We start from the raw sequence: 23798 nt of genomic DNA on the forward strand, positions 1-23798 counted from the left end.
ATCTATTAATACTTAATGTGATACTAATAGCATGGGAACTAATATATATTCTATTTGAATATAAGGATGAAAAACTCCATACTTAAAAAAATACTGTAGGGTGAGAAGAATATTTAAATCACAGTAGTGGCACTCTTTATATCGGTTTTTAGACTTAATAAATAGTGAACAGATGAAATAGAAGAATCTACAGTTCTTACCATAACCTTAGTTATATCAACTTCAGAGGGATTAGCTGAACTAAGGAGTTTAGTCCAATAGTTTTCCTTTGAAAAACCAAGCTTGCTATAAAAACCAATGAGTCTACCTATTTCATCACAAGTTATATTAATAGAAGAATTTAATCCAAGAAACTTATATTTAGTAGAAATAACTATAGCCTGAATTTTTTTATTTATTTCTTCTATATAACTGGTTGAGAGGTTATATAAGTTCGAAGTTTCATCTAAATTATTAGAAATAGGCTGAAGGTTTTTTACTAGGTTTACAGGGCTAACTTTTATTTTTTTAATTAAATAGGATAAGGCAAAGTCACAAAAGGTCTTTTTTATAGCGTCCATTTTATCTATATCCAACCTATAGGCAATTAAGTCAAAAGGAAGAGTAGTTATAAGATTTTTTATAAATAAAGCTGTACTATTAAAATCGGGATTTTCTTCTAGAAAATTAATTAACTTTTTATAATCTAACCCCTCATAAGGAGCAAAATCAGTGTAGTTTATTAAAAATTTTATAACGTTGCTATATTGTGATACCTCGTAAAGAGTTTCAATAGAGTTCATAAAGCACATGTCTAGAATCAAAATGTCCATAACTGAACTAGAGGAAATACATGCTAAAGATATAGCTTTAAACATTTCAGGGATTCCCATAATGTACTTTTTATCATTGCTTAAGTCTGTAAGACCACCTACAAAATTAGTGCCATGTCCTGAAATGATAACCATATAATGGTCAGCATTATAGTTTTTCATTCCCCAAGTAACAAACTTATGCAGATTATTAGGGTCTGCCATGTTTTGCCTACCTAAGTCTTCTATTAAAACTGGGGGTGAGCATAAGGTAATTCCTGAAGGGGGAAAATCGTCAGTATAATTAGTACGAGGTAAAGAGTCATTTTTTTTAGTTTCTTCTAAAGAAGATGAAAGAAAGTATCTTCTTACACCATCCCACTTGTCAGAGTTAGGAGGGTTATTGCTTCCTAAAAGTCCAATTTCTATAACTACATTTACATTATCTAAGGTGATTATACTCTTACATTGAAGAAAAGCATTATAGATAACATTTTCCATCTCATTGTTTCCGTCGGCATAAATTAAAATTGTCCATTTCTTTTTAACATTAATATTCATATCATTATCATCCTATACTTATTAATTATATAGATACTTTTAAACTAATCTATGTAGAATAGGTAGGAAAACCTAATGCTAATGAAGCAAATTAAATAATGTTTATGGTATTTCTAAAAATTATTGGTGTTTACTGCTTAAATTTAGGTTATGGGATTATAAAAAAGCCAGGAATATAGATTCCTCTATAATCCTAGCTTAGAACTAATCACTACCAGATTAAATATAGCTTAAAGGATTTAGCCTACTCCTAATAAGGTACAAGGACTAGTTAAATCGAAGGTTACAGATACTGTTACAACATTTAATAAAACATTACCATCAGGATCTAAAATTGGAGTTACAGCAGTAACTGTTGCAGTTATATCTCCATCAATAAAACCAGCTTGATCTGTTGGGCATTGAGTTTCACAGTCATTTGCGCAGGTATAGCATCTAATTCTGTCGATGAACTCGCAGCCGTTGAAGCAACTAACTAATTCATTTCCTGTAGGGATATTGCACAAATATCTAATGCAACCTACATATCTAAATCTACTTAAGCATACCTGGCACTCAAATGGATCTCCACATGGAGGGGTAATTTCTTCCACTACATAGCAATTCTCTCTAACACATCTTAAGTTATTTTCTACTATTTCTAAATCAACTGTATCTCCTACCATAGGGGGCGTACCTGTTGTACAAGTTGCAAAGTAAAAAGTCACTCCATTACTGCAATCAGCTGTAGTTTCGCATTCGTTGCAGCAGCAACCCATTGCTAGTTCTTGTTGAGCTTGAAGCTCTCTGATTTTATCATTTAAAACATCTGATAACATTTAAATAATCATCCCTCTTTTATTTTATTTTAACTGCTTTAGACTCTAGAGTTTTACAAAATAATACTATTTTGAAAGAACTCAGATTTTAGCATTTTACTCTTGATATATGGAAATTTGGATTCCTAAAAGGTTTGTCATAGTTGAATTGAAAAGCTAATATTAAAAGCCTCTAACAGTGCTAATCAAAGAACTGTTACTATATAATATTCTTACAACAATATAATTGTTACAAATTGTATATTTCTTTTATTTTTTACCGAAAAAACCTTTATAGAAACTAAGATCTAAATTTCTTAAGAGGTGAAATTCCATTAGCATCTTAGGATTTTTAATTCTAAGTTAAGTCTTCTTTTGAAACTGTATTTGAACCTAATTGTGGACTTTTAACTAGTGAATTAACATAATCTAAGGATGGAACTGTCTCAGCTAATATAGCTTTATCTATGGACTTATTAATATTTAAGTTAGAGTTTTCTTTGGTAGTTAAAGCACTCTTGTCCAAAATATAATAGTTCAAATAGCAGTTTAGTTCCTTTCCAACTAAGTCAGGAAGAGATTTGTAGATTAGCTTATTTGGAAATTTAAAATCTAAAAGGAAAGCCGCCAGTTGGACAGTAGCACTATTAGTTGAATTGCTGAAATCTATTGGTATCATGGTTATTTTAATATTGTCATCAATTTCTTCGAACTTATTAATTTTGCCCTTAAGAGAAGCTCTTATAATGTGGTTTTTATCTAGTAATTCTATGGTGCAGTCTTCTTTTGTATCATTTAGTTGAAGTGAAAATAATAAGTTTTTAGAAATAGCATCATTTATAGTAATTCCCCAAATTTTATTTTCAGCCATAACCGAATTAAAACTCATAAGAGGATAATTTAGCTTTATTCTAAAGGCTATATCTTCATCATCAATGTAATAGAATATTTTTTCAGGTTGAATCATAAAGTCCTTGTAGGAGTTTAACATATTGTTTTTATCACTAGGACTTATGAATTCTTCAATCCAGTCAGCATCTGACTTTGGAAACATAACAACACTTCCTTATATACGTTTTTAAAGGTAGATCCAATTTGAAAAATTAATATAATTTCCTAACATAATTTAAAAGCAGTTATGCAAGCAGCAAACACAAATATGCTAGGATATTAGGGGTGTATAGAACATGTGTCATACTAATACACCTTACTATAATAGTATATGTACTAGCTTTCAAAAGGTTAAAAAATGAGTTAGCTCAAGTTATCTAATGATTTTACTGAGAGATGATAATTTTATCTGTAGTAATTGAAAATGCAGAGTACTCAAATAAGGATAAGAGTAAGTAGCAATTCTATAATTTACTACATAGAATATATAGTGGTGTTAAAAGTACCACTATATATTCTGCGTTCTAAGGAGTGAACACAATGGCACGACCAATGGCGATACTAAGAATATTTAACGTGTCTCATTTAAACTGGCAATACCATCTAACCTTTAGGGTTTATCGTAGGGTTAAGCCTAAAGGATTCAAAGGGTAATTTAAATAGTATTTATAGAAAACTGCACCATACCTAAACTTTCACTTTGAGCTTTCTAGATTGAAATATAAAGTACTTCTAATGTAGAAACGGTATAGTCATGTAAAGGCAAAAGGAAACTGGTATTAAGCATATGCTAACATCAGTTTCCTTATTTTGGGTTTTAGGCAAATTTAATTAAAGATTAGGACTATTTACTGTAACAAGTGGCCTTATTTAGGAGGAGCACTAGTTGCAAGGAAATAATGGGCTGTAGATTTCCCTCACATATAGGAAAGGAGAAGTGGTTTAGCTGAAAGGGTTTAAACATTCATATTAGAAGCCTATACAACCTCTAGTTGTATAGATCTCCAGCTAATTCCTCCAGTGCAGCTCTATTTATAATTTTTAAAGCATTTTTTTCTTTTTTAATAATTTCTTTATCACAAAGTTTGTTAATAACTCTAATTAGATGTCTGTAACTAGTTCCAAGAAGCTCAGCAACCTCAGTGAGTTTTTGCGTTAGTAGTTGCTCAGCGGGAGAAACTTTACCCTGGGGTACAATAGCTAGGATATAGCTAGCAAGTCTATTTTCTAGAGGGTAAAGAAGGTTAATGGAACTTAAGATGGAGTTGTTTGTAAGTTTTTCTCCTAAGCTTTTGCACATGTGCTTTAAGAAAGTGGAGTCATTGGAAGCATATCTTCTTATATCTTCAAGGGATATACCAATACATAAGCACTCTGTTAAAGCTTGAAGATTGCAAGTAGCAATATCAGAGTATAGGAATTCCACATCCCCCACTATTCTTAATGGATTACAAAACATTAAAAGCAGAGATTTCCCGTTAGCTAGAAGAATATAAACCTTAGATTTGCCTTCCACGAAGAAATAAAAGTAATCCATTTTGCAGCCAGCTTTATAAATATGTTCATCTTTATTAAATAAATATAAATCCATATAAGAAGTCATATCTACACTAAACATATTATTTATGTTGTACTTTTCTATATAAGAGTTTAATTTGTTTTTATTATTAATTTTTTTCATAGGCACCTCTTTTACACTAAGAGAATATAGTTGTTCTCAAATTAAATAAATCTATTTATATACAATAGTATATGACATATGTCATACATTTAATAGCTTAATATTTGATATGCTAATAGTGTGAGTTTGAAGAAGAAGTCAAAGCTTATTTAAAGTTTATTTAAGGACTTACTTCAAATATCTAACAATAATTAATCTGGAGGATTTTATGTACGAAATTTATGCAGTACTTATAGGATTTTTAATTACTATAATGGTAACTTTCAATGGGGTGCTAGATAGTTATTTAAGCAGTTACTTTTCATTGTTGATAATTCATGTAGTTGGGCTTGTTACTTTGATAATTATTTTGGTGTTAAAAAGAAAAAAGTTAAATATTGGGAAAAGTATACCTATCTATTTGTTTAGTGGAGGAGCCATAGGAGTTATCATGGTGTTTTTAAATAATTTATGCTTTGCTAAACTTGGAGCTTCTTTAACCTTAGCTTTAGGAGTCTTTGGTCAGTTACTTCTTGCAGCTTTTATTGATCATTTTGGATTATTTAGCATGAAGGTTTACAAATTCCAAAAGAAAAAGGTTATTGGATTCGGAATAATCTTAGCAGGAATAATTGTAATGACCATTTATTAAGGAGGAATAAGATGATTTATATAGTTTTAGCTATTATATGTGGTGGACTCACCATAGTTTCTATTATTATCAATGCTAATTTAGGTCAGAAGCTAGGAGTCTTTCAGGGCGGTTTTGTAAACTATGCTATGGGGTTATCTGTAACTTTAATTATAATAGCTTTATTAAGGATAACGGGTAACTTTCAAATGGATAATTTTACGGGAATCCCTTTTTATGCGTACTTAGGTGGATTTGTGGGAGTAATGGTAGTGGTAGCCTCTAATATAGTAATACCTAAAATACCAGCTGTGTACTCCACTGTGCTAATTTTTATAGGACAAATTTTTACGGGGCTTTTTATAGACTATATAAGGATAGGCAATATATCTATTGGTAAAATAGTTGGAGGGCTTATTATCATAGGTGGTATTATGTATAATTCCTATTTAGACAAGAGTATTTTAATAGAATAAAGCGAGTTAATAAGCTAGAGTAAGGCCACATTAAGGTCTTTGCTCTAGCTCTTTACATTAAGCCCAGTAAAGCAATACTAATAATTTATACTTTTGATGAGGATTAATTAAACTGCAATACTATTTAAGAGCCTCTACTATAACTCCACGGCCAGAAACTTGAACATATTGGTTTATACTAGTATCAATTGGATTATACTTATTATCAAAATACCAAAGTAAGATACGATGTTCTTCACTTTGATCTCCAGTAGCTCCAGTAAAACCTACGAAACCACCATTACCACCTAAGAATGAAGGTAAATCAAAGTCAGGTAAATTTAACACTAAAATTGAGCTGGAGCGTTGATTTGAAGTACCTATTCGTACTTGTAAATCGCCATTATAATCTATCCATACATGATATTCGGTACCATTAGCTATATCAATGCCTAGGTTGTACAAATTTGTCGAAGAAATAGAAATTACACTACCATTAACATCAATTCCAGTATGGTTATTATTCAAATCGTTAAGATCAGCGTTGTAGTAAGTGTCAAACTCAATAGCTATACTGTTACCTATAGCACCATAACCTAGATATCCACCACCATCACCAAGGGCTGTATTTGAATTGCGTTGTATTACAAAGGTAAAACCATCAGCCCTAGAGTCGGTTGGTAGAATCCTAAATATAAAGTAGGTGCTGAAAAATCCGTTATTTGGGATAGATATTAGATTTCTATAATAAGCACTACCTTTTTTATTTGGCTCATCAGGAGTTAAGAGTAGATAGCCATTAGTAACTACAGCATCACCATTTGTTTTAATTGGTAAACTATTAGAAAAATTATCATATTTTAAAAATATTGGTATACTCAATTTTAAAATCTCCTTTTTTATTTTTAGGGTTTCTATCTTTTGGATTATATCTAGAAGTCTCCCCTAATACATTATATGAAATGGACAAGAGTGGGTGCATTAGTAAAGAATAAGCTGAGAAACAACTTCTTTAATTAACTATGATAAAGAAGTTGTTTTTTAATTCAACTCAAATAAATTATAACTTCGATTAAACCTAGAACTTTAACAAATACTATATAATGATTTAAGGAATGGAATAAAGTTCTAATTTAAGATAATATTCAGCATAAAATTTAACATTTAGACATAAATACCCTATAGAAATCAAATATTATTTCGAATTATATAAGTAAGATTAAAATTGGAGGCTATAAATATGGCATATAATGTAATTGATTTAATAGATAAATCCATTGATATGGAGGAAAGAAGAAAAAAGTTATATGAAAATATAGGAAATCAGCAGAAGGAACATTCCTCTATAAATATAATGTCAAGGGTTTTGATAAAAAATATAGATAAGACTATTAACCATTATAAAGACTTAAATAGGGAGCTTAAAAACACAGAACTTGAAGAAATTGATTTTTGGACTTATGATAAAATGTCTTTTTTAATAAATGAATATAATAAAAAGCAACACTCAGTAATCTTTAGCAGCGTGAAGGATTATATAAAGTTTTCTTTAAATTTAGAGAAGGATATGTACTCCTTGCTTATAGACATCCAAGGAAGATTTGTAAAATCTACAAAAGACACCCATACAAAGACTTATAAAATATTATCTGATATAATTAATAATAGGGCTAATCATATCGAAACCTTAGAGAAAGTATTAAGATTAAAGGGTTAATCACGAGGGATGATTTCAATTTATAATAGTTAAAAAAGAAGTTGTTCTTCTAAAGTAGTAAGTGAGCTTAGTTGGTGAGCGGTTAAATTTTACACGCTTATGGTAATACAAAGCTGAGGTTTGAGGTTATTTATGAAGAGAGGGTTATGCCTATTAACAGAATGGGGATGGGGAAATGGATAACTTTAAAAAATTATTGGTGCCATACAAAAATTTACCTATGAGTGTTTATATTATATTTTTTGCATCTATAATAAACAATCTAGGTAATTTTGTGGCACCTTTTTTGACCATGTTTTTAACATACTCTATAGGTATGAATGTAGGGGCTGTAGGAGTTATTGTAGCAATAAACAGCTTTGTAGGATTAATAGCTTCTGCCCATGGTGGGAAATTAATTGATGTTATAGGGAGAAAGAAAATATTTATTATTTTTAGAACTACTTCAGCTATAGCAATACTCCTATGTGCGTTCACTAAAAATCCAATTATTTTAACAATCTTACTTATACTATCAAATTTTTTAGGAGGATACTCTCTTCCAGTTTATAGCACTATTATTACAGATATTACAGAGGGAGAACAAAGGAAGACAGCCTTCTCTCTTCAGTACATGGCTTTAAATATAGGATTTTCTGTGGGACCTTTACTTGCAGGGTTTTTATATAACAACTACTTAATTTGGCTTTTCCTAGGGGATGCTCTTACTACTTTTATTTCAGTGATATTAGTAGCCTTCTTTATACCAGAAACTATGCCTTCTAAAGAAGAAATCAAAAAGCTTAAGGGAAATAAATTGGAAAAGGCAGAAGAAGGCAGTTTACTTCAAGCTTTAATTAGGAGGCCTACCTTGCTTTTATTCTCCTTTATAATTGTTATTTACTTTATAGTATTCTCTCAATTTAATTTTGGACTTTCCCTTCAAATTGGAGAAGTCTTTGGAGCGAAATCTGCAACTATCTTTGGAAGTTTAATGACTGTAAATGCAGTTATGTGCAGCATAATTCCTATGTTTTTAACTGCAATTACAGAAAAGCTTAACTCCTCCTTAAGTATTGCTGTAGGGGGGATTTTCTATGCTATAGGCTTTGGTATGATGTTTTTCATCAACGGATATTCACTGTTTATTCTTTCAACTATGATTTGGACAATGGGTGAAATTCTGATTTCAACTAACACCAATGTATATATAGCAGAGCACACTCCAGCTTCCCATAGAGGAAGATTTAATTCTATTTTTCCAATAATAAGAAAGCTAGGCTTTATGGTGGGACCTATTATTGCTGGATTATATGTTAAATATACAAATATTAGAAACCTATGGCTATTTATTGGTGGAATTTCAATTTTAGCAGCAGTTTTGATGTACAGACTTTGCTTAATAGACAATAAAAGTGAAGAAGCAGTTCAGGTAGCAGTGGAAGAATAGAAATTAGCACCTTTATATTAAGACCACTCTAGGACTTTATAGAAGTATCATTATGGATTAATTATAATAATATAGATGTTATATACAATGACTTAAAAGGTGGTAATTAGGCCACCTTTATTTTTTTAATTAATTATAGGGTTTCATGCTAGAGTTTTATCTTATTCATTTTAATAAATTCTTAAATTTTTTTAATACATTATCTTTAACTTAGAAAGCTATACTTGCGTAAGCTACTTTGGAATAGATAAGTGCCTGAAAGTTATAAATATGAATAAAATGTAAATTACGCAAAGAGGAGTTGTCAAAATACATTATTAGTCATATACTTAATTATATAAGTAATTAACCAATGGGGTGATGAAGTGAAAATAGATTTTAATAGTGAAATTCCTATATATTTGCAACTAGCACAATCTGTTGAAGACTCAATATTAAAGGGTATATATGAGGAAGATACTCAGATACCATCTACTACAGAGATTTCTGTAACTTATAAGATTAATCCAGCTACAGTTGGAAAGGGGTATAACTTATTAGTTGATGAAGGTGTCATTTACAAAAAGAGGGGTGTAGGTATGTTTGTTACTGTGGGGGCTAAAGAAAAATTAATGGACAAAAGAAGAGAAAGTTTTTATAAAAGTTATGTGGAAACTTTAATTGAAGAAGGTAAAAAACTAAATATTTCTATTGATGAAATTATTAAAATGTTAGAGAGGAGTAAATAGTCATGGGTGTAATAGAAATTAAAAATATGTCAAAGTACTATGGAAATTTTTGTGCCTTAAAGGATATATCACTTAAAATTGAACCTAATAAAATTTATGGACTCCTTGGAAGAAATGGTGCAGGAAAGACCACTCTTTTAAATCTGATTAATAACAGATTATTCCCAACAGAAGGGGAAATCACCATCGATGGAGAGGGCGTTCTTGAGAATGATAAGGCTATAGGAAAAATGTTTTATATGACAGAGAAGGATCTTTATCCTGAAGCAATGAAGGTAGGTAAAGCCTTTGTGTGGACTAAAGAGTTCTATCCTTCTTTTGACATGGAATATGCTATGGCACTAAGTAAAAAGTTTTCCCTAAATACAAAAAAGAAGATTAAGGCGCTTTCTACAGGCCAAAATTCTATAATGAAGCTTATAATTACTTTAGCTTCTAATGCAGAAGTTTTAATGTTTGATGAGCCAATATTAGGCTTAGATGCAAACCATAGAGAGTTATTTTATAAGGAGCTTTTACAGAATTTTATTGAAAAGCCAAAGACCATAATTCTATCTACTCATATTATAGAAGAAATTTCAGATATTCTTGAAAGAGTAATTATAATAAAAGATAAGGTTATAGCAGTAGATGATAGTGTGGAAACCCTATTAGAAAAAGCTTATTCTGTAGCTGGAGCAGCAAATAAGGTAGATGAATTTATAAAGGATAAAAATCCTATTAATACAGAGGTTTTAGGAAGCTTTAAAAGTGCTACAATTCTTGGAGAGCTTACGGCAAAAGATAGAGAAACAATTAATTCTTTTGAATTGGAAATCAATAAGGTGGAACTTCAAAAATTATTCATCCACTTGACTAATGAAGGGGGGAACTAACCATGAAAAGTTTAAAAGTAGCAAAGTATGAGTTCTTTGATGCTTTAAATTCAATAAAGGCATATTATGCAATTTTAATTGCCATATTTGTATCAATAACCTTATTAGCAGGTACTAATGATGGAGAAATCAAGTCTTCAGGCATAGAGTTTTCCACCATAATATTTATTTTTATTGCAGGACTGAATTCTTTTAAAAATAGCTTTAAGTTTACTCAAGGGAACAATATATCAAGAAAAACCTTTTTCCAGGGGTTAATGATAAGCACCTTACCAACGGCAGCGCTCATGGCTGTAGCAGATGTAATATTAAATAGAATTTATAATTTAGTTGTATTTTGTCCTACTATTTATGACATGCTATACTCCAAAGGTTTTGGAGAACACTACTGGAGCCAAAGTAACAGCTTCGGTACTTTATTGGGAACTGTGATGTTTTTAGTGTTTTTATATGCCATGGCCTTTAATCTTGGGGTTCTAATAAATTTAATATACTATAGAAGTAACACTGTTTTAAAAGTTATAATTTCAGCGGCCCCCTTCGCATTAATGACCTTATTGGCTAACTTTCACAATTTATTGCCCCAAGAGTTTTTCAATAGTGTTGGTAAATTTTTATTCAATGCTTTTGGTCTTAATAATAACAATGCTTATGCTGCATGCTTTAGCTTCTTTGTTATAGCTGCACTTTTTTCAGGAGGTATACACCTATTAATGAGAAGAGCAGTGGTTAAGGATTAACCCCTAAGAAAGCAAATAAATTGGGAGTATAACTTGTTTAATCCTCATTACTCTCCCAAAAAATAAGATACACCTTTTGAGAAGGTGTATCTTATTTATATAACTTATATTAGCAATTGGCTATTCAATTGGAGGCAAACATCTGTAGAAAATGGTTTTTCATAGATGTTTATTAATGTAATTTATATAGATTTTGGAGCAAGGAAATAAATTATAAGTAATATTTTACTTAACTGTTTTGTTAATAAAATCAATATCATACTTCGTTTGACCGTATTTTTCTGCGTTGTCAATAATTGTACCTTCTGTAAGAGTGATACGTAGAACGATGGAATTAGGGTTGTCCTCATCACCGACTTCGTCAAACCAGCCAAAGATTTTTTTAAAATTAGCTCTGATTTCTGCATTCTTATCGTCTTTAACCCAACCGAGATTTTCAGCCCTGCCCTGGAAGGTGTACCAACCTAACCCAGCCACAGAAACCTCATTGTTCTTTTCAATTTGCAGCATTTTATTTTTTCTTGCATCTGTAGAAACATAAAACATACCATTTTCATAATAGGCACAAACCATACGGGCAGCTGGGCGAGGAATGCCAGCAGCATTTGAGGATAATGATATTGTGGCAAGTGCAATAACCTCCTCCTTACCATTTCCGCAAAGTTCCTCCATAAGCTTCATTGCATCTTCGTATTTGCTCATTTTTAAATTTCTCCTTTCAAATTTTTTTGTAGTGTAAATATAATAAGGTTACTTGAAGCATGTCCAAGACTTACAATTACAGCCTTAGCCACAAAGCAGAACCAAGAGGGTGAGGATGAAATTCATCATGAAACCTTACATTGTTAGTATTTTACAATTTTTAAGATTAATAGATCAAAGATTTATAATTGTTTTTATAGCATTTACTGTGTAATTCACGTCTTCAATAGTATTAAAGCTACTAAAACTAAACCTCACTGTTCCATCTGGAAAAGTTCCTAGGGTTTTATGGGCAGAAGGTGCACAATGGAGTCCATATCTTGTTGATATTCCGTATTCCTTGGAAAGTAGGTAAGCTATCTCTCCATTATCCTCATTAGTAAAATTTAGTGATACCACCGCAGTCCTATTTTCACTAGTTTTAACACCTATTATTTCTACCTGAGGAATTTTACTTATTTCATTTAAAAATATTTGTGTTAGCTCTAATTCCTTTGCTTTTATGTTCTTAATTCCTTCATTTAAAATATATTTTAAGGAAGCATTAAGTCCGTATATGCCTGGAATGTTTAAAGTTCCACTTTCAAATTTATCTGGCATGTACTCTGGTTGAAGTTCATATTCAGATAAGCTTCCAGTTCCCCCTTCAATAAGTGGTGAAACCTTTTCAACAAGACGCTCTCTAATTAAAAAACCACCAATGCCTTGAGGTCCAAGAAGACCTTTATGACCTGTGAAACAAAGGATATCTATGTTCAGCTTCTCCATATCAATATCTAAAAAACCAGCAGTTTGTGCTGAGTCTACTATAAAGGTAAGATTATTATTTCTGCAAAAGCTACCTACCTTTTCTAAGGGAAGAACAGTCCCACACACATTTGAACTATGAGTCATCACTACGGCTCTAGTATTTAGTTTAACTAGTGGGGTAAGGCATCTAGGATCTAATTCTCCAAGACTATTACATTTAGCAACAGAATAACTTACTCCAAGTTTTTCAAGAGAGCTGAGCGGTCTCATCACTGCATTATGCTCCATTGAGGAAACTATTAGGTGGTCTCCCTTCTTTAAATACCCCTTTAATATAACATTTAAACTTTCAGTGATACTTCTAGTAAATACTACATTTTCAGCTTTATCAAAATTAAATAACTTACATAGTAATTCTCGAGTTTCAAAAACTATATTTTCAGCTTCATAGGAAGCGTCATAAGCTCCTCTATTAACATTTCCACCTATATCTACAAGATATTTTGTTATGCTCTCTACAACCCCAGGAGCTTTTGGAAAGGAAGTGGCACCATTGTCCAAATAAATCCTATTCATATTAGCCCTCCTTTATAAATATGACATAATTATGAGAAATAATAGATAAAAAGTTTCTATTATATATTGCAATTTAAGGTTTTACGCATGATATGTTAAAATTTATATGCATAGTTAAATATTAACAAATTATTAAAGGGGAGTAAAGATATGAAAGAAAAAAGAGGCATTATCATTGCTGGAGCAATCATAGGTATTTTATCTGTTTTATTAGTTTACTTTGGTAACCCTAGAAACATGGGAGCTTGTGTAGCATGTTTTATAAGGGATACTGCTGGAGCACTTGGATTACATAGAGCAGAAGTGGTGCAGTATATTAGGCCAGAAATTATAGGAATGGTTCTTGGGGCTTTTCTAATTTCTTTAGGATCAAAAGAATTTAAAGTAAAGGGAGGATCTTCTCCATTTTTAAGGTTTATTCTTGGTTTTGTTGTAATGGTAGGAGCTTTAATGTTCCTTGGATGTCCACTTAGGATGGTATTAAGACTTGCAGGTGGAGATCTAAATGCTTTAGTGGGACTACTTGGTTTTGCAGCAGGAATATTCTTAGGAATTCAATTCTTAAATAAAGGCTTTAGTTTAAAAAGAAATTATACTCAAACTACCATTGAAGGTTATGCATTGCCTTTAATTTCTATAGGATTACTAGCGTTAGCTATAATATCACCAGCTTTTATAATATTAAGTCAAAAGGGACCAGGTTCACAGCATGCACCAATTTATATAGCATTAGCTGCAGGATTAATTATTGGAGTTGTTGCTCAAAAAACAAGGCTTTGTATGGTTGGTGGAATAAGGGATTTAATCATGTTTAAAGATACTTATTTAATATCAGGATTTATCGCTATTTTTGTATTTACTTTAATAGGAAACCTAATATTAGGATATTTTAAACTAGGTTTCGCCGAACAATCAATAGCTCATGCAGATGGATTATGGAACTTTTTAGGTATGGCGCTTGCAGGCTGGGCCTCTGTACTTTTAGGAGGATGTCCACTAAGACAACTAATTCTAGCTGGAGAAGGAAATGTGGACTCTGCTATAACTATCATGGGAATGGTAGTGGGAGCAGCCTTTGTACACAACTTCAAACTAGCAGCTAGTGCACAAGGACCAACAGCAAATGGTAAGGTAGCTGTAATTATAGGCTTTGTAATACTAGGACTTATTTCCTACTTCAATATAGAAAAAACTATGAATTTTAAGATTAAAGGTGGTGTTTCTGTTGACTAAGGTAGATGCAAGAGGGATGAGTTGTCCTCAACCAGTGATAATAGCTAAAAAGACAGCAGAAGGTAACCCAGGTGGGTTTCAAATTTTAGTAGACAATAATACAGCTAAAGAAAACGTAATGAGATTCTTAAAAAATGCAGGGTTTAGAGTAGAAGTTAAAAATATTAATGAAGATTATCTATTAAAGGCTTCAAAATAAATGGAATACATTGCTATATTCTTTACTCATTCTGGAGCTATCAAGTATCATAGATACCTAAATTCGGTAGGGATTAACAATGAAACCATGCCAGTACCAAGAAAGTTAAGCTCCAATTGTGGTATAGGAGTTAAATTTTCCAAACCAGGAACCATAGAAGATATCATTACAGAAGACATTGAGAAAATTTACAGATTAGAAAATAAAGTTCATTCTGTAATTTATAATTGTGATTAGGGAAGAAGCTTAGCTTCTTCCTTTTCAGTTTATAATAAGCTATTAAATTATATGAAATAAATGGTATAATTTACATAAGAAAACATATAGGGAGGAAATGGAATATGGACGAGAAATATCTTGTTATAATTATAGGGGTAGCGTTTATTACAATATTAACAAGTATGGTTAGTGAACTAAAAAGTGATATTAATCGTATGAACCAAACTCTAGAGAAAATTGCAAAACAAGTTGGAGTGACTGGAACGGTAATTCAGAATATAGATGAGGAACTTATAAATTTAATTTTACAAGGCAAGAAGATTAAGGCTATTAAAAGATATAGAATGGTTACAGGTATTGGGCTAAAAGAAGCTAAAGACTATGTAGATTCTTTAGATGCCCAGCAGTTTAAGAAATAAAAAGCATCTAAATCCATTGCAAATAGGAGTTGTAAACTTGCCCAAATAAGTAGTGTATGGAGGATAAAATAAATGTATTGTAATAAATGTAAAGCAGAGTATATAGATGGAATTGAATTATGCCCTGAGTGTGGTAGAAAATTAGCAGAAAATCAACATTCTATCAAAGAACAGGTAGCTGAATATCAAGAATTAATAACCGTTGCTATTACTACTAATTATTTCTTAGTACCTTTAGCTAAATCAATTTTAGAGTCTGAAGGTATAAACTATTTCGTAAAGGGTGAACATCTTATGAATATGCCACGGTTCATGATACCAATTGAAATACAAGTGACAAAAGAAGATGAGGAATTGGCAAGGGAACTTTTAAAGGACTTAGACTTATAGTATAAAGCTGCACTTATTATTAATAAAGGAATAAGTCAATGATTATAAAAGGAGGGAGAAGTAATGATAGGTCTAAAGAGAGGACGTGTAGAACTACAAGAATATACAGATGAATGGAGTAGTTTATATAAAATAGAAGAAGAAACTCTTAAAAATTTAATAAAAGAGTATTTTATAGATATACAACATATAGGTAGTACTTCAGTGGAAGAACTTAAAGCTAAGCCAATTATTGATATTATAATTGGAGTTAAGAATTTTAATGACATAGAGAAGATTGTTGGAAAACTACAGCAAGGGGGATACATTTATAGACCGAATGCAAGCACTAAGGAAAGAATTTTATTTGTAAAGGGGTCTGAGGAAGAAAGAACTCATCACATTCACATAGTTCAATGGATGGATGAAGAGTGGAATAACAATATTTTATTTAGAGATTATCTAAGAAAATATAGTAAAGTGGCAAAGGAGTATTCTGAACTTAAGGATAGACTTGCGGAGTTATTTACAGAAGATAGAAATTCCTATACCAGGGGTAAAAATCAGTTTATCCAAGGGGTTATTGAAAGAGCGAAGAAAGAGCTTTTATAAAATAAAACAGTATACTCCATAAATCGGCTATAGGTTATAGAAAGGCAAATTTATGTGATAATAAGGGGAAAACATGAGAGGATTATATACACAGAAAATCATAGATAATAATAGAATAGATATGATTAAGAGCATTTTAGAAAAGATTAAACCTGAAATTACAGAGAAGTTATCTATGGAGCAATTTCATGACGATGGGGAAGGTGTAAATAGGGTTTATAATGTTTATAAGATAATATCAGGAGAGAAAATATATATTCTTAAGAAGTCAGAGGATAATGAAATAGAGGTTTATGAAAAGTTTCTTTTAAATAAGAATCTTCCTGTGCCGAAATTAGAGGGATGGACATGTGTTGGTAACACCAAGTGGATATTAATGGAATATATTGAGGGACAAGATTTAAGAAACTTTAATGAAAGTATGGCACATGGTTGTGCTGAAAGTCTTACTGAAATATTCAATACTTACTGGCAGGAAAGTGACTTCGAAGAGAATAAGCTGGATAACAGATTTGAAAGATATTGGACAAGAATCAATAAAAGGGCACAATGCCTTAAAAATGAGCCTAAACTATCTTCTGCTTATAGAGTTTTTTTAAACAGACAATTAGTATGTCCAAGAACCTTGTGTAATGGTGATTTTTTGCAGTTCAACGGAATAGAAAGTAAGGGGTCTATATTTTTAATAGACTGGGCTTTTTCAGGGATTATGCCTTACTCTTTAGACATTGCTCGATTGATAAGTCATGGTTCAGAGAAATACTTTCCTTTTCCATTTTATATGACCGATGAATATAGAAAGATTTTCGTAAAAGGCGTTTATGAGAAATTGATACATAAACCCAATTACAGGCAGTTTACTTGGGATGTAATACTTTCATGTTTAAATGAGTGCATTGAATTTATTGAAAGAGAGTTAAATGATGACACCATGGAAAGAGATGAAGGCTTTTATTACTATTATAAAAAGGCAGAGACTTTGGCAGACATTATTTTAAGGGGTAAAGAGCACCTGGTAGTTTAGAGCAATAGCAATAAATAAATTTAATTTAGTTGTATAAATTAAAGCATTAAGACTGAAAATCTTAATGCTTTTCTATTAGTTTATAAGTAAGACTACAGTTATTTTATAAAGGAAATCATCTTAATTTTCTTTACAACTTTTAAGAATTAAGAAAATTAAGTTTGGTTAAAAGTCCTTATTTTATTAGCTTCAGCACTTCATTATAATACTCATCTTTAGTAGTGTACTTGTCTTCCACAGATACCTTCAACACATGTCCATCACCGTTTTTTAGATTATCTATTATTTTGGATATATCATCTTTTACTATTACCTGAGGGGTTATTACTATTTTACTGACCAAGGTTCCGCTAATATCTACTACCTTTGAATTTTGAATAGTGGCAATAAGATTAGAATTTGGAAGAACTGTGGAGATTGCGAAATCACTGTCATAATAATCCATTAAAGTAAATTTACCATTAGATATAACAGTACACAAATCTTGGTCAATTACAGGTTTAAGTATTTCATTAACTATATCGCTATTAAAAAATTTATCATATAAAATGAAAACTTTACCCTTATATTTATTCATTCCTTTAATGTCAACTCTATTGTCTTGAAAAACATGATATTTAGATAAAGGATACAATTTTTCTAGTGAGGCTATTGAAGATGTAACTTCAGCTATTGATGGACGGTTTATCCCTTTAAAGTGATTTATGTAGGCATTATTAATCTCATTTTTCTCTATTATCTTATAATCGTAGTAATTTATATCACTAGGTAATACAAATGATAAAATCTTCATCAGTAAGTGTGCATCGTAGGCACGTCTGAGATCTAGTATAAGATAATCAGATTCATTTATTTTTGATAACAATTTATCTATTCCTTCAGGAGAGTTCACATACTGATTATCTTGATTAATTGCAGAAAAATCTAAAGCTATAATCTTATTTTCCTCAGAGGTATTTAAAAATTTTCCTTGCACATTATTTTCTGTATCTATAACAAAGTTTGCTTCAAAGGATTTAAATCCATTTTCTAATATTGGTTTTTTAGAATCAAAGAGCAGAACTTCAGTTTTCTTTTCTTTGCCAACGGAGTTTTTTATAACAATTTCTTTAGGTAGATTGCTTCTAACCTCGAAAGGTGAGGGAACTATATACTTTTCATAGTCATAGTCATAAACTCTATCATATTTATCATACTTCTCATTAAATGGAATAGTTTTTCCATATTCATCTACAGATATACCATTTATGCTAATTACCTCGTCACCAACATGAACTTCAGGATTTTGACTCATGGTGATATAATAACTTCCATTAATATAGGAAGCGGCTATATTACAAGTGTAGCGTTGTTTAAATAAATTGCCTCTATGTTCCTTTTGGATAGCTTCCCACTTTGATTTTATTTCATTGGGTTTTTTCAAGTTAGTTTTCTTTGAAGCTTCAGGATTTTCATATAAATAAGTATAGGGTATATCATACTGATCTGTACTAACATTAATATCAGCTCGACCATAGGTAAGTCTTTGTAGTTGAAGATATATGGCATCATAGAATTCCTTATCTGAAGAAGTCTTAGAAATGGAATTAACGATTTTACTTTTTTCTTTCATAAAATCTTGTCCATTATCTGCTTTTACTTCATAAAGGTAGGGGTAAGTTTTTTCTATAAAATCTATTAAGTAATTTGCATCTACCTTCTTTTCATCATAGGAAAGCCCTTCTTTAGTTGAGTATTTAATATCACCAAGAGAATATATACCTAATAGCATGACCACTAAAAAAACACCTAAAACAATAAAGAGTTTTAATTTTCTATTATTCATTAAGTTAACCACCTTCTAAAAGTATAAGTTATATAATTGAAAATATTGAAAATTCAGTATAATTTTATTATAAAATAATAAAGTTGATTTATAAAGAAAAACTTAAAAGATAGTAATTACTAATTTATCTTAGTAGTTACCCTGTGATTCACTGAAAATTGCAATGCATAGGTTTTAAATTGTAGAGAAGGCTAATATAGAATAAAATTTATCGGAGGAGTGAATTTAATTATGAAAGCTAAAAGAATCATTGTCTTAGCAGCAATTTTCATAATGGTTTTTACAGTGACTGCTTTTGCAAAGCAAGCTCCTAATAATATGTTTCTTGGAGAAATAATAGAGGTAACTATGGACTCTAAGCAAGAGAATACAATGTTATTAGTTAAGGGTTACTTAAAAAGCTGTGAGGTATTTCCACAGGAACTAGTTGCAGTTGTTTCTAAGGATACTAAGCTTACCACAAGCTGTGGTAAAGAGATTAATGAAATTAAATTTGAAAAAGGGGATAATGTTTTTATAGAACTTAATCCAGCAATGACATTTTCAATTCCACCACAATCTTCAGCAGTGAAAATTCAAGTAAGTAAACCTGCAAAAACTAACTAAAGAAAATCCTATGCAGTTAAAACTGTGTAGGATTTTCTATTTATTGTTAACAACTTTTAAATTCACACAGACACCCTGGTTATGTAGAATATAAAGTAAAAATATCCATATAACTATAAGGTGTGGAAAATTAATCATACTTTGGAGTATAATCTGACCCTTATTATAGAAAAATAAACTTAAAAATTAATGGTTAGTTATTATGGATAAACTTCTTCCAAGGTTATTAATTAAAATGAGTTTATTAAAAGTAAGCTCATTGACCACTATTAAGTTATAGAGGGTGTTGAAAATGAAAAAAGGCCTAAAAGTACTTGTAACGTGTTGTGCAATATCAATAGTTTTTGCAGGTTGTCAAAGTAAAAATGAAGATAGTGGGTCTTCAATGCCGGTTAATAATTCCATATCGAGTGCTGCGGCTAATGTGCCTGAGGGGTATAAGGCCATAGGTGAGATTAGAGAGAAAAATATATACTTGTTTGGAAAAGAAGGAGAAAAAGCTGGTTATGAAAAGATTATTGTTCAGGGCAATGGAAGTAAGAAAGAATTTGACTGGAAGAGTGTGAGGAATACACCAACTATTGCACTTTGTGATCTGAATAATGATGGCAAGGAAGAATTAATCATCATACTTACAACTGGATATGGCACAGGATTTCTTGAGCAAAAAATACATGTGGTAAACTTAGAAAATATGAGTGAGTATGAGGTTAAGAGTCCAGTAGACATAGCAAGGAGTAATATCAAAGTAAGCCTGTGTTCTGAGAAGGTTATATTTTCCTTAAATGAAAAAGAGGTTAGTTATTCAATAAAGGATAAGATTAAAACTACTGCTGAGGAAGAATTTAAAAATCTAACTTACGGTACTTTTATAATGTATTACTTAGAAGATAATAAAATTAAAGCAAAAATAGATGCAGCTATAAGTCCTAATTTTTCTTTAGCAGAATTTGAAATTACTTACAAATACTCAGAAGAAGGTTTTATACCAGAAAATCTTAAGATAGATAAGGATAAAAAGTAATAGGTTATTTAAATTAATTAAATAAATTTTACAATGAATGTCTTATATTATTGCTAAGAATAGTGTACTAAGGTCAAGAAGAAACTTATAGATAAATATATTTTAAATTTAACTAAGCATGTTGTAGGTTAGTAAGATTGATACTTATCATTAAATGTTATATGTTTTCAATATTAACGTGTTTTAAAAGAGCACATGAAATTTTATTTGAAAGTAAACTCTCATGTGTTCTTTATAAATTTTATTATTTATTATTTAGAAGTTTAAATACTTCCATATTAGCCTTTACCACATTTACTCTAGGTTCCCCAAAAATTCTAACCTGTCTATCTTCTGTGCTCTTATCTATTATTACATTTAATTCTGCTTCACTGATGCCAGAAGCTTTAGCTATAGCAGGAACCTGGATTTGTGCAGCCTTAATACTTATATGAGGATCAAGCCCAGAACCTGAAGCGGTTAATAGGTCCGTGGGAATATCCTCTTTTTTAATATTAGGATTTGCCTTTAAAAACTCATCAATATCCTTTTGAACTCTTTCTGCTAAAGCTGGATTGCTTGGAGCTAGATTTTCAGAACCTGAAGCAACTCCAGCATAAGCTGTTTTCCCATTTTTATCAGGTTTTGTATCTTCTGCTGTGTAGGTATTGTAGTTTACCGCAGAGGGTCTTCCTTTAAAAAATTTTTCGTCACTAAAATTTTGACCTAGTACCTCAGAACCCACTGGATTTCCATTTATTTTTGCAATACTTCCATTAGCTTGTTTCGGGAAAACGACCTGACTTAGTCCTGTCATAACAAGGGGGTACCCAATTCCACATATAATAAACAAGATTATACTTAACAGAAATGCTTTTTTAATTATTTTCATACTAGTTCATCCTTTCACCTATAGGCCTCCTTAAGCAAGGTTTAGCACCCTTAGAAGTGGTGTAATAATAATATCAATAAACTTAATCCCAATAAAAGGAGCTATTAAACCACCAACACCAAATATTAGTACATTTCTTACTAGCAAGATAGAAGCTTTCATAGGTTTATATTTAACTCCCTTCATTGCTATTGGAATTAGAAGTGGGATTATTATTGCATTAAATATTAAAGCTGAAATTATGGCACTTTGAGAGGTTTGGAGGCCCATTATATTTAAAATATTAATCTCTGGTATAGCAGTAGCAAAGATAGCAGGGATAATAGCAAAGTATTTGGCTACATCATTTGCTATACTAAAAGTTGTCAGTGCACCTCTTGTTATTAAAAGCTGCTTTCCTATTTCAACTACTTCAAGGATTTTAGTTGGGTCAGAGTCTAAATCCACCATATTAGCAGCTTCCTTTGCAGCCAGTGTTCCGCTGTTCATAGCAAGACCAACATCAGCTTGAGCAAGTGCAGGAGCATCATTTGTACCATCACCTGTCATGGCTACTAGTTTCCCCTCAGTTTGTTCTCTTTTTATAACCTCAATTTTATCCTCTGGCTTACATTCCGCTACGAACTCATCCACACCAGCTTCCTTTGCAATAGTAGCTGCAGTTAGCGGATTGTCTCCAGTGCACATAATAGTTTTAATACCCATCTCTCTAAGTCTTTGAAATCTTTCCACAAGACCAGGCTTAACTGTATCTTTAAGATAAATAACACCTAAAATGTTTTTATCTACACAAACCACTAATGGAGTTCCGCCAAGCTTTGAAACTTTTTCAGTTATTTCATCAAGACCTTCAGGAATTACGCCTCCTAGTTCTTTAACGAAAGTTTTAATGCTGTCTGCAGCACCTTTTCTAATTTGTGTCCCATTATTTAAATTTAAACCACTTTTTCTAGTTTGTGCTGTGAATTCTATAAAGTCACATTGATCATATTCCTTTAAATCAACTGTAATTCTAAGCTTATGTGCTAAATCAACTATAGATCTGCCTTCAGGAGTTTCATCCTTAACTGAAGATATGAGAGCAAATTTAGTTAACTCCTCCTTTGAAACATTACCAACGGGATAGAAATCAGCTGCCATTCTATTGCCAAAGGTTATAGTTCCCGTTTTATCTAATATCATAGTACTTACATCACCACAGGCTTCAACAGCTTTACCAGACATGGCAATTACATTGAAACGAGTAACTCTATCCATACCTGCTATACCTATGGCAGATAGTAAACCACCTATAGTAGTAGGGATAAGACAAACTAATAAAGCTATTAAAGTTGCTACATTAATAATTACTCCTGAGTAATTAGCCATAGGAAGCAGGGAAACAATAACAACTAAAAATATAATAGTTAAGCTTACCAATATGGTATTAAGAGCAATTTCATTTGGGGTTTTTTGTCTTGAAGCACCTTCTACCAATGAAATCATTTTATCTAGGAAGGATTCTCCAGGTGTTGCAGTTATTCTGATTTTTAAGAAGTCACTAACAACTTTAGTTCCTCCTGTAACTGAACTGAAGTCTCCACCAGCTTCCTTAACCACTGGAGCAGATTCTCCAGTTATGGCTGATTCATCTACAGAGGCTATACCTTCGATAACTTCACCATCATTTGGTATTATATCTCCTGCTTCAACTAAGACAATATCATCTTTTTTTACTTCGTTAGAACTAATAATTTTTATTTGACCATTTAAACCCAGTAGTTTTGCTTTGGTGTCTTTACGGGTTTTCTTTAAGCTATCTGCTTGTGCTTTTCCCCTACCTTCAGCAATTGCTTCAGCAAAGTTAGCAAAAAGTACAGTAACAAGGAGTATTATAAATACAAAACCATTGTATAGTCTTAAATTTTCGCCAGTATCTCCAAATATATTTGGGAATATAGTTAAAATCAATGTAATTATAGCTCCAAGTTCTACAATAAACATAACAGGATTTTTTATCATATAGACAGGATTGAGTTTAATAAAAGCATCTTTTATTGCTTGATTAACAATTTCCTTAGATATAAGTTTTTTTTTATCTTTCTCATTCATATA

26 protein-coding genes are annotated in these 23798 nt (G+C 31.2%); 16 read left to right on the forward strand and 10 right to left on the reverse strand.

The features are described 5' to 3' along the window. Positions 1–113: 113 nt before the first annotated feature. The 4 genes from B3040_RS05260 to B3040_RS05275 all read right to left on the reverse strand — a co-directional run bounded on the left by B3040_RS05260 (position 114) and on the right by B3040_RS05275 (position 4721). Positions 114–1352, reverse strand: coding sequence for a clostripain-related cysteine peptidase (locus B3040_RS05260; RefSeq protein ID WP_291570920.1), 1239 nt, complete (start codon positions 1350–1352; stop codon positions 114–116). Between the two features lie 239 nt (positions 1353–1591). Next, on the reverse strand, positions 1592–2170 hold the full coding sequence (locus B3040_RS05265; protein ID WP_291570922.1) for a hypothetical protein: 579 nt from the start codon (positions 2168–2170) through the stop codon (positions 1592–1594). 337 nt (positions 2171–2507) lie between these two features. Further along, positions 2508–3203, reverse strand: coding sequence for a hypothetical protein (locus tag B3040_RS05270; RefSeq protein ID WP_291570924.1), 696 nt, complete (start codon positions 3201–3203; stop codon positions 2508–2510). A gap of 825 nt (positions 3204–4028) precedes the next feature. Then, complete coding sequence (locus tag B3040_RS05275) at positions 4029–4721, reverse strand: cyclic nucleotide-binding domain-containing protein (RefSeq protein WP_291570927.1); 693 nt, start codon at positions 4719–4721, stop codon at positions 4029–4031. A 208-nt stretch (positions 4722–4929) separates the two neighbouring features. On the opposite strand from B3040_RS05275, the gene B3040_RS05280 reads away from it, so the two are divergent. Beyond that, positions 4930–5352 (forward strand): DMT family transporter, encoded by a 423-nt coding sequence (locus B3040_RS05280; RefSeq protein ID WP_291570929.1) that lies wholly within the window; start codon positions 4930–4932, stop codon positions 5350–5352. Positions 5353–5363: 11 nt separating this feature from the next. After that, positions 5364–5807, forward strand: a complete 444-nt coding sequence (locus B3040_RS05285; RefSeq protein ID WP_291570930.1) for a DMT family transporter — start codon at positions 5364–5366, stop codon at positions 5805–5807. Positions 5808–5927: 120 nt separating this feature from the next. Here B3040_RS05285 and B3040_RS05290 read toward each other — a convergent pair whose 3' ends face one another. Further along, a complete protein-coding gene (locus tag B3040_RS05290; RefSeq protein ID WP_291570932.1) occupies positions 5928–6668 on the reverse strand; it encodes an L-type lectin-domain containing protein in 741 nt (246 codons plus the stop codon). Between the two features lie 358 nt (positions 6669–7026). Here B3040_RS05290 and B3040_RS05295 point away from each other — a divergent pair, with 358 nt between their 5' ends. From B3040_RS05295 to B3040_RS05315, 5 genes are all read left to right on the forward strand, one after another. Then, positions 7027–7503 (forward strand): hypothetical protein, encoded by a 477-nt coding sequence (locus tag B3040_RS05295; RefSeq protein ID WP_291570934.1) that lies wholly within the window; start codon positions 7027–7029, stop codon positions 7501–7503. A gap of 175 nt (positions 7504–7678) precedes the next feature. After that, on the forward strand, positions 7679–8932 hold the full coding sequence (locus B3040_RS05300) for an MDR family MFS transporter (protein ID WP_291570936.1): 1254 nt from the start codon (positions 7679–7681) through the stop codon (positions 8930–8932). A 365-nt stretch (positions 8933–9297) separates the two neighbouring features. Then, a complete protein-coding gene (locus tag B3040_RS05305) occupies positions 9298–9660 on the forward strand; it encodes a GntR family transcriptional regulator (RefSeq protein WP_291570938.1) in 363 nt (120 codons plus the stop codon). Positions 9661–9662: 2 nt separating this feature from the next. Further along, positions 9663–10535, forward strand: coding sequence for an ABC transporter ATP-binding protein (locus tag B3040_RS05310; RefSeq protein WP_291570941.1), 873 nt, complete (start codon positions 9663–9665; stop codon positions 10533–10535). Positions 10536–10537: 2 nt separating this feature from the next. Next, positions 10538–11275, forward strand: a complete 738-nt coding sequence (locus B3040_RS05315) for a hypothetical protein (protein ID WP_291570943.1) — start codon at positions 10538–10540, stop codon at positions 11273–11275. A gap of 225 nt (positions 11276–11500) precedes the next feature. Here the strand turns inward: B3040_RS05315 and B3040_RS05320 are convergent, their stop codons facing one another. Beyond that, entirely contained in the window at positions 11501–11977 is a 477-nt protein-coding gene (locus B3040_RS05320) for a pyridoxamine 5'-phosphate oxidase family protein (protein ID WP_291570945.1), read from the reverse strand. A gap of 174 nt (positions 11978–12151) precedes the next feature. After that, positions 12152–13303 carry an aminotransferase class V-fold PLP-dependent enzyme gene (locus tag B3040_RS05325; protein ID WP_291570948.1) on the reverse strand — a complete coding sequence of 384 codons (1152 nt, stop codon included), beginning with the start codon at positions 13301–13303 and terminating at the stop codon, positions 12152–12154. Positions 13304–13453: 150 nt separating this feature from the next. On the opposite strand from B3040_RS05325, the gene yedE reads away from it, so the two are divergent. The 7 genes from yedE to B3040_RS05360 all read left to right on the forward strand — a co-directional run bounded on the left by yedE (position 13454) and on the right by B3040_RS05360 (position 17378). Next, positions 13454–14536, forward strand: coding sequence for a YedE family putative selenium transporter (gene yedE, locus B3040_RS05330; RefSeq protein ID WP_291570950.1), 1083 nt, complete (start codon positions 13454–13456; stop codon positions 14534–14536). Then, positions 14520–14735, forward strand: coding sequence for a sulfurtransferase TusA family protein (locus B3040_RS05335; RefSeq protein ID WP_342591519.1), 216 nt, complete (start codon positions 14520–14522; stop codon positions 14733–14735). The genes yedE and B3040_RS05335 overlap by 17 nt, the downstream gene beginning before the upstream one ends. Continuing rightward, positions 14736–14972: a DUF3343 domain-containing protein gene (locus B3040_RS05340; RefSeq protein ID WP_291570953.1), complete on the forward strand. Its 237-nt coding sequence runs from the start codon at positions 14736–14738 to the stop codon at positions 14970–14972. Between the two features lie 104 nt (positions 14973–15076). Next, entirely contained in the window at positions 15077–15373 is a 297-nt protein-coding gene (locus B3040_RS05345; RefSeq protein WP_291570955.1) for a ribosomal protein L7/L12, read from the forward strand. A gap of 72 nt (positions 15374–15445) precedes the next feature. Next, entirely contained in the window at positions 15446–15763 is a 318-nt protein-coding gene (locus B3040_RS05350) for a DUF2007 domain-containing protein (RefSeq protein WP_291570956.1), read from the forward strand. A gap of 63 nt (positions 15764–15826) precedes the next feature. Then, the gene (locus B3040_RS05355; protein ID WP_291570958.1) at positions 15827–16354 is read left to right on the forward strand and encodes a GrpB family protein; all 528 of its coding nucleotides are present in this window, start codon (positions 15827–15829) and stop codon (positions 16352–16354) included. 73 nt (positions 16355–16427) lie between these two features. After that, positions 16428–17378 carry a phosphotransferase gene (locus B3040_RS05360; protein ID WP_291570960.1) on the forward strand — a complete coding sequence of 317 codons (951 nt, stop codon included), beginning with the start codon at positions 16428–16430 and terminating at the stop codon, positions 17376–17378. Between the two features lie 175 nt (positions 17379–17553). Here B3040_RS05360 and B3040_RS05365 read toward each other — a convergent pair whose 3' ends face one another. Further along, positions 17554–19203 carry a hypothetical protein gene (locus B3040_RS05365; protein WP_291570962.1) on the reverse strand — a complete coding sequence of 550 codons (1650 nt, stop codon included), beginning with the start codon at positions 19201–19203 and terminating at the stop codon, positions 17554–17556. 231 nt (positions 19204–19434) lie between these two features. Here B3040_RS05365 and B3040_RS05370 point away from each other — a divergent pair, with 231 nt between their 5' ends. Continuing rightward, positions 19435–19809: a hypothetical protein gene (locus tag B3040_RS05370; protein WP_291570964.1), complete on the forward strand. Its 375-nt coding sequence runs from the start codon at positions 19435–19437 to the stop codon at positions 19807–19809. Positions 19810–20101: 292 nt separating this feature from the next. After that, positions 20102–20833, forward strand: a complete 732-nt coding sequence (locus tag B3040_RS05375; protein WP_291570966.1) for a hypothetical protein — start codon at positions 20102–20104, stop codon at positions 20831–20833. A 244-nt stretch (positions 20834–21077) separates the two neighbouring features. Here the strand turns inward: B3040_RS05375 and B3040_RS05380 are convergent, their stop codons facing one another. Together B3040_RS05380 and kdpB are read right to left on the reverse strand one after the other, a co-directional pair. Further along, a complete protein-coding gene (locus B3040_RS05380; RefSeq protein ID WP_291570967.1) occupies positions 21078–21704 on the reverse strand; it encodes a K(+)-transporting ATPase subunit C in 627 nt (208 codons plus the stop codon). A gap of 30 nt (positions 21705–21734) precedes the next feature. Beyond that, a complete protein-coding gene (gene kdpB, locus B3040_RS05385; RefSeq protein ID WP_291570969.1) occupies positions 21735–23795 on the reverse strand; it encodes a potassium-transporting ATPase subunit KdpB in 2061 nt (686 codons plus the stop codon). Positions 23796–23798: the final 3 nt, after the last annotated feature.

It is taken from the genome of Clostridium sp. UBA4548 (assembly GCF_002387895.1).
GTDB lineage: Bacteria > Bacillota > Clostridia > Clostridiales > Clostridiaceae > Clostridium_J.

Bases quoted from the DNA above. Each gene is read 5' to 3' on its own strand.
- B3040_RS05260 (WP_291570920.1), bottom strand. From the start codon at position 1,352: ATGAATATTAATGTTAAAAAGAAATGGACAATTTTAATTTATGCCGAC.
- B3040_RS05340 (WP_291570953.1), top strand. From the start codon at position 14,736: ATGGAATACATTGCTATATTCTTTACTCATTCTGGAGCTATCAAGTAT.
- B3040_RS05270 (WP_291570924.1), bottom strand. From the start codon at position 3,203: ATGTTTCCAAAGTCAGATGCTGACTGGATTGAAGAATTCATAAGTCCT.
- B3040_RS05350 (WP_291570956.1), top strand. From the start codon at position 15,446: ATGTATTGTAATAAATGTAAAGCAGAGTATATAGATGGAATTGAATTA.
- B3040_RS05295 (WP_291570934.1), top strand. From the start codon at position 7,027: ATGGCATATAATGTAATTGATTTAATAGATAAATCCATTGATATGGAG.
- kdpB (WP_291570969.1), bottom strand. From the start codon at position 23,795: ATGAATGAGAAAGATAAAAAAAAACTTATATCTAAGGAAATTGTTAAT.
- B3040_RS05285 (WP_291570930.1), top strand. From the start codon at position 5,364: ATGATTTATATAGTTTTAGCTATTATATGTGGTGGACTCACCATAGTT.
- B3040_RS05310 (WP_291570941.1), top strand. From the start codon at position 9,663: ATGGGTGTAATAGAAATTAAAAATATGTCAAAGTACTATGGAAATTTT.
- B3040_RS05365 (WP_291570962.1), bottom strand. From the start codon at position 19,203: ATGAATAATAGAAAATTAAAACTCTTTATTGTTTTAGGTGTTTTTTTA.
- B3040_RS05320 (WP_291570945.1), bottom strand. From the start codon at position 11,977: ATGAGCAAATACGAAGATGCAATGAAGCTTATGGAGGAACTTTGCGGA.
- B3040_RS05345 (WP_291570955.1), top strand. From the start codon at position 15,077: ATGGACGAGAAATATCTTGTTATAATTATAGGGGTAGCGTTTATTACA.
- B3040_RS05265 (WP_291570922.1), bottom strand. From the start codon at position 2,170: ATGTTATCAGATGTTTTAAATGATAAAATCAGAGAGCTTCAAGCTCAA.
- B3040_RS05300 (WP_291570936.1), top strand. From the start codon at position 7,679: ATGGATAACTTTAAAAAATTATTGGTGCCATACAAAAATTTACCTATG.
- B3040_RS05380 (WP_291570967.1), bottom strand. From the start codon at position 21,704: ATGAAAATAATTAAAAAAGCATTTCTGTTAAGTATAATCTTGTTTATT.
- yedE (WP_291570950.1), top strand. From the start codon at position 13,454: ATGAAAGAAAAAAGAGGCATTATCATTGCTGGAGCAATCATAGGTATT.
- B3040_RS05325 (WP_291570948.1), bottom strand. From the start codon at position 13,303: ATGAATAGGATTTATTTGGACAATGGTGCCACTTCCTTTCCAAAAGCT.
- B3040_RS05370 (WP_291570964.1), top strand. From the start codon at position 19,435: ATGAAAGCTAAAAGAATCATTGTCTTAGCAGCAATTTTCATAATGGTT.
- B3040_RS05360 (WP_291570960.1), top strand. From the start codon at position 16,428: ATGAGAGGATTATATACACAGAAAATCATAGATAATAATAGAATAGAT.
- B3040_RS05275 (WP_291570927.1), bottom strand. From the start codon at position 4,721: ATGAAAAAAATTAATAATAAAAACAAATTAAACTCTTATATAGAAAAG.
- B3040_RS05375 (WP_291570966.1), top strand. From the start codon at position 20,102: ATGAAAAAAGGCCTAAAAGTACTTGTAACGTGTTGTGCAATATCAATA.
- B3040_RS05315 (WP_291570943.1), top strand. From the start codon at position 10,538: ATGAAAAGTTTAAAAGTAGCAAAGTATGAGTTCTTTGATGCTTTAAAT.
- B3040_RS05280 (WP_291570929.1), top strand. From the start codon at position 4,930: ATGTACGAAATTTATGCAGTACTTATAGGATTTTTAATTACTATAATG.
- B3040_RS05355 (WP_291570958.1), top strand. From the start codon at position 15,827: ATGATAGGTCTAAAGAGAGGACGTGTAGAACTACAAGAATATACAGAT.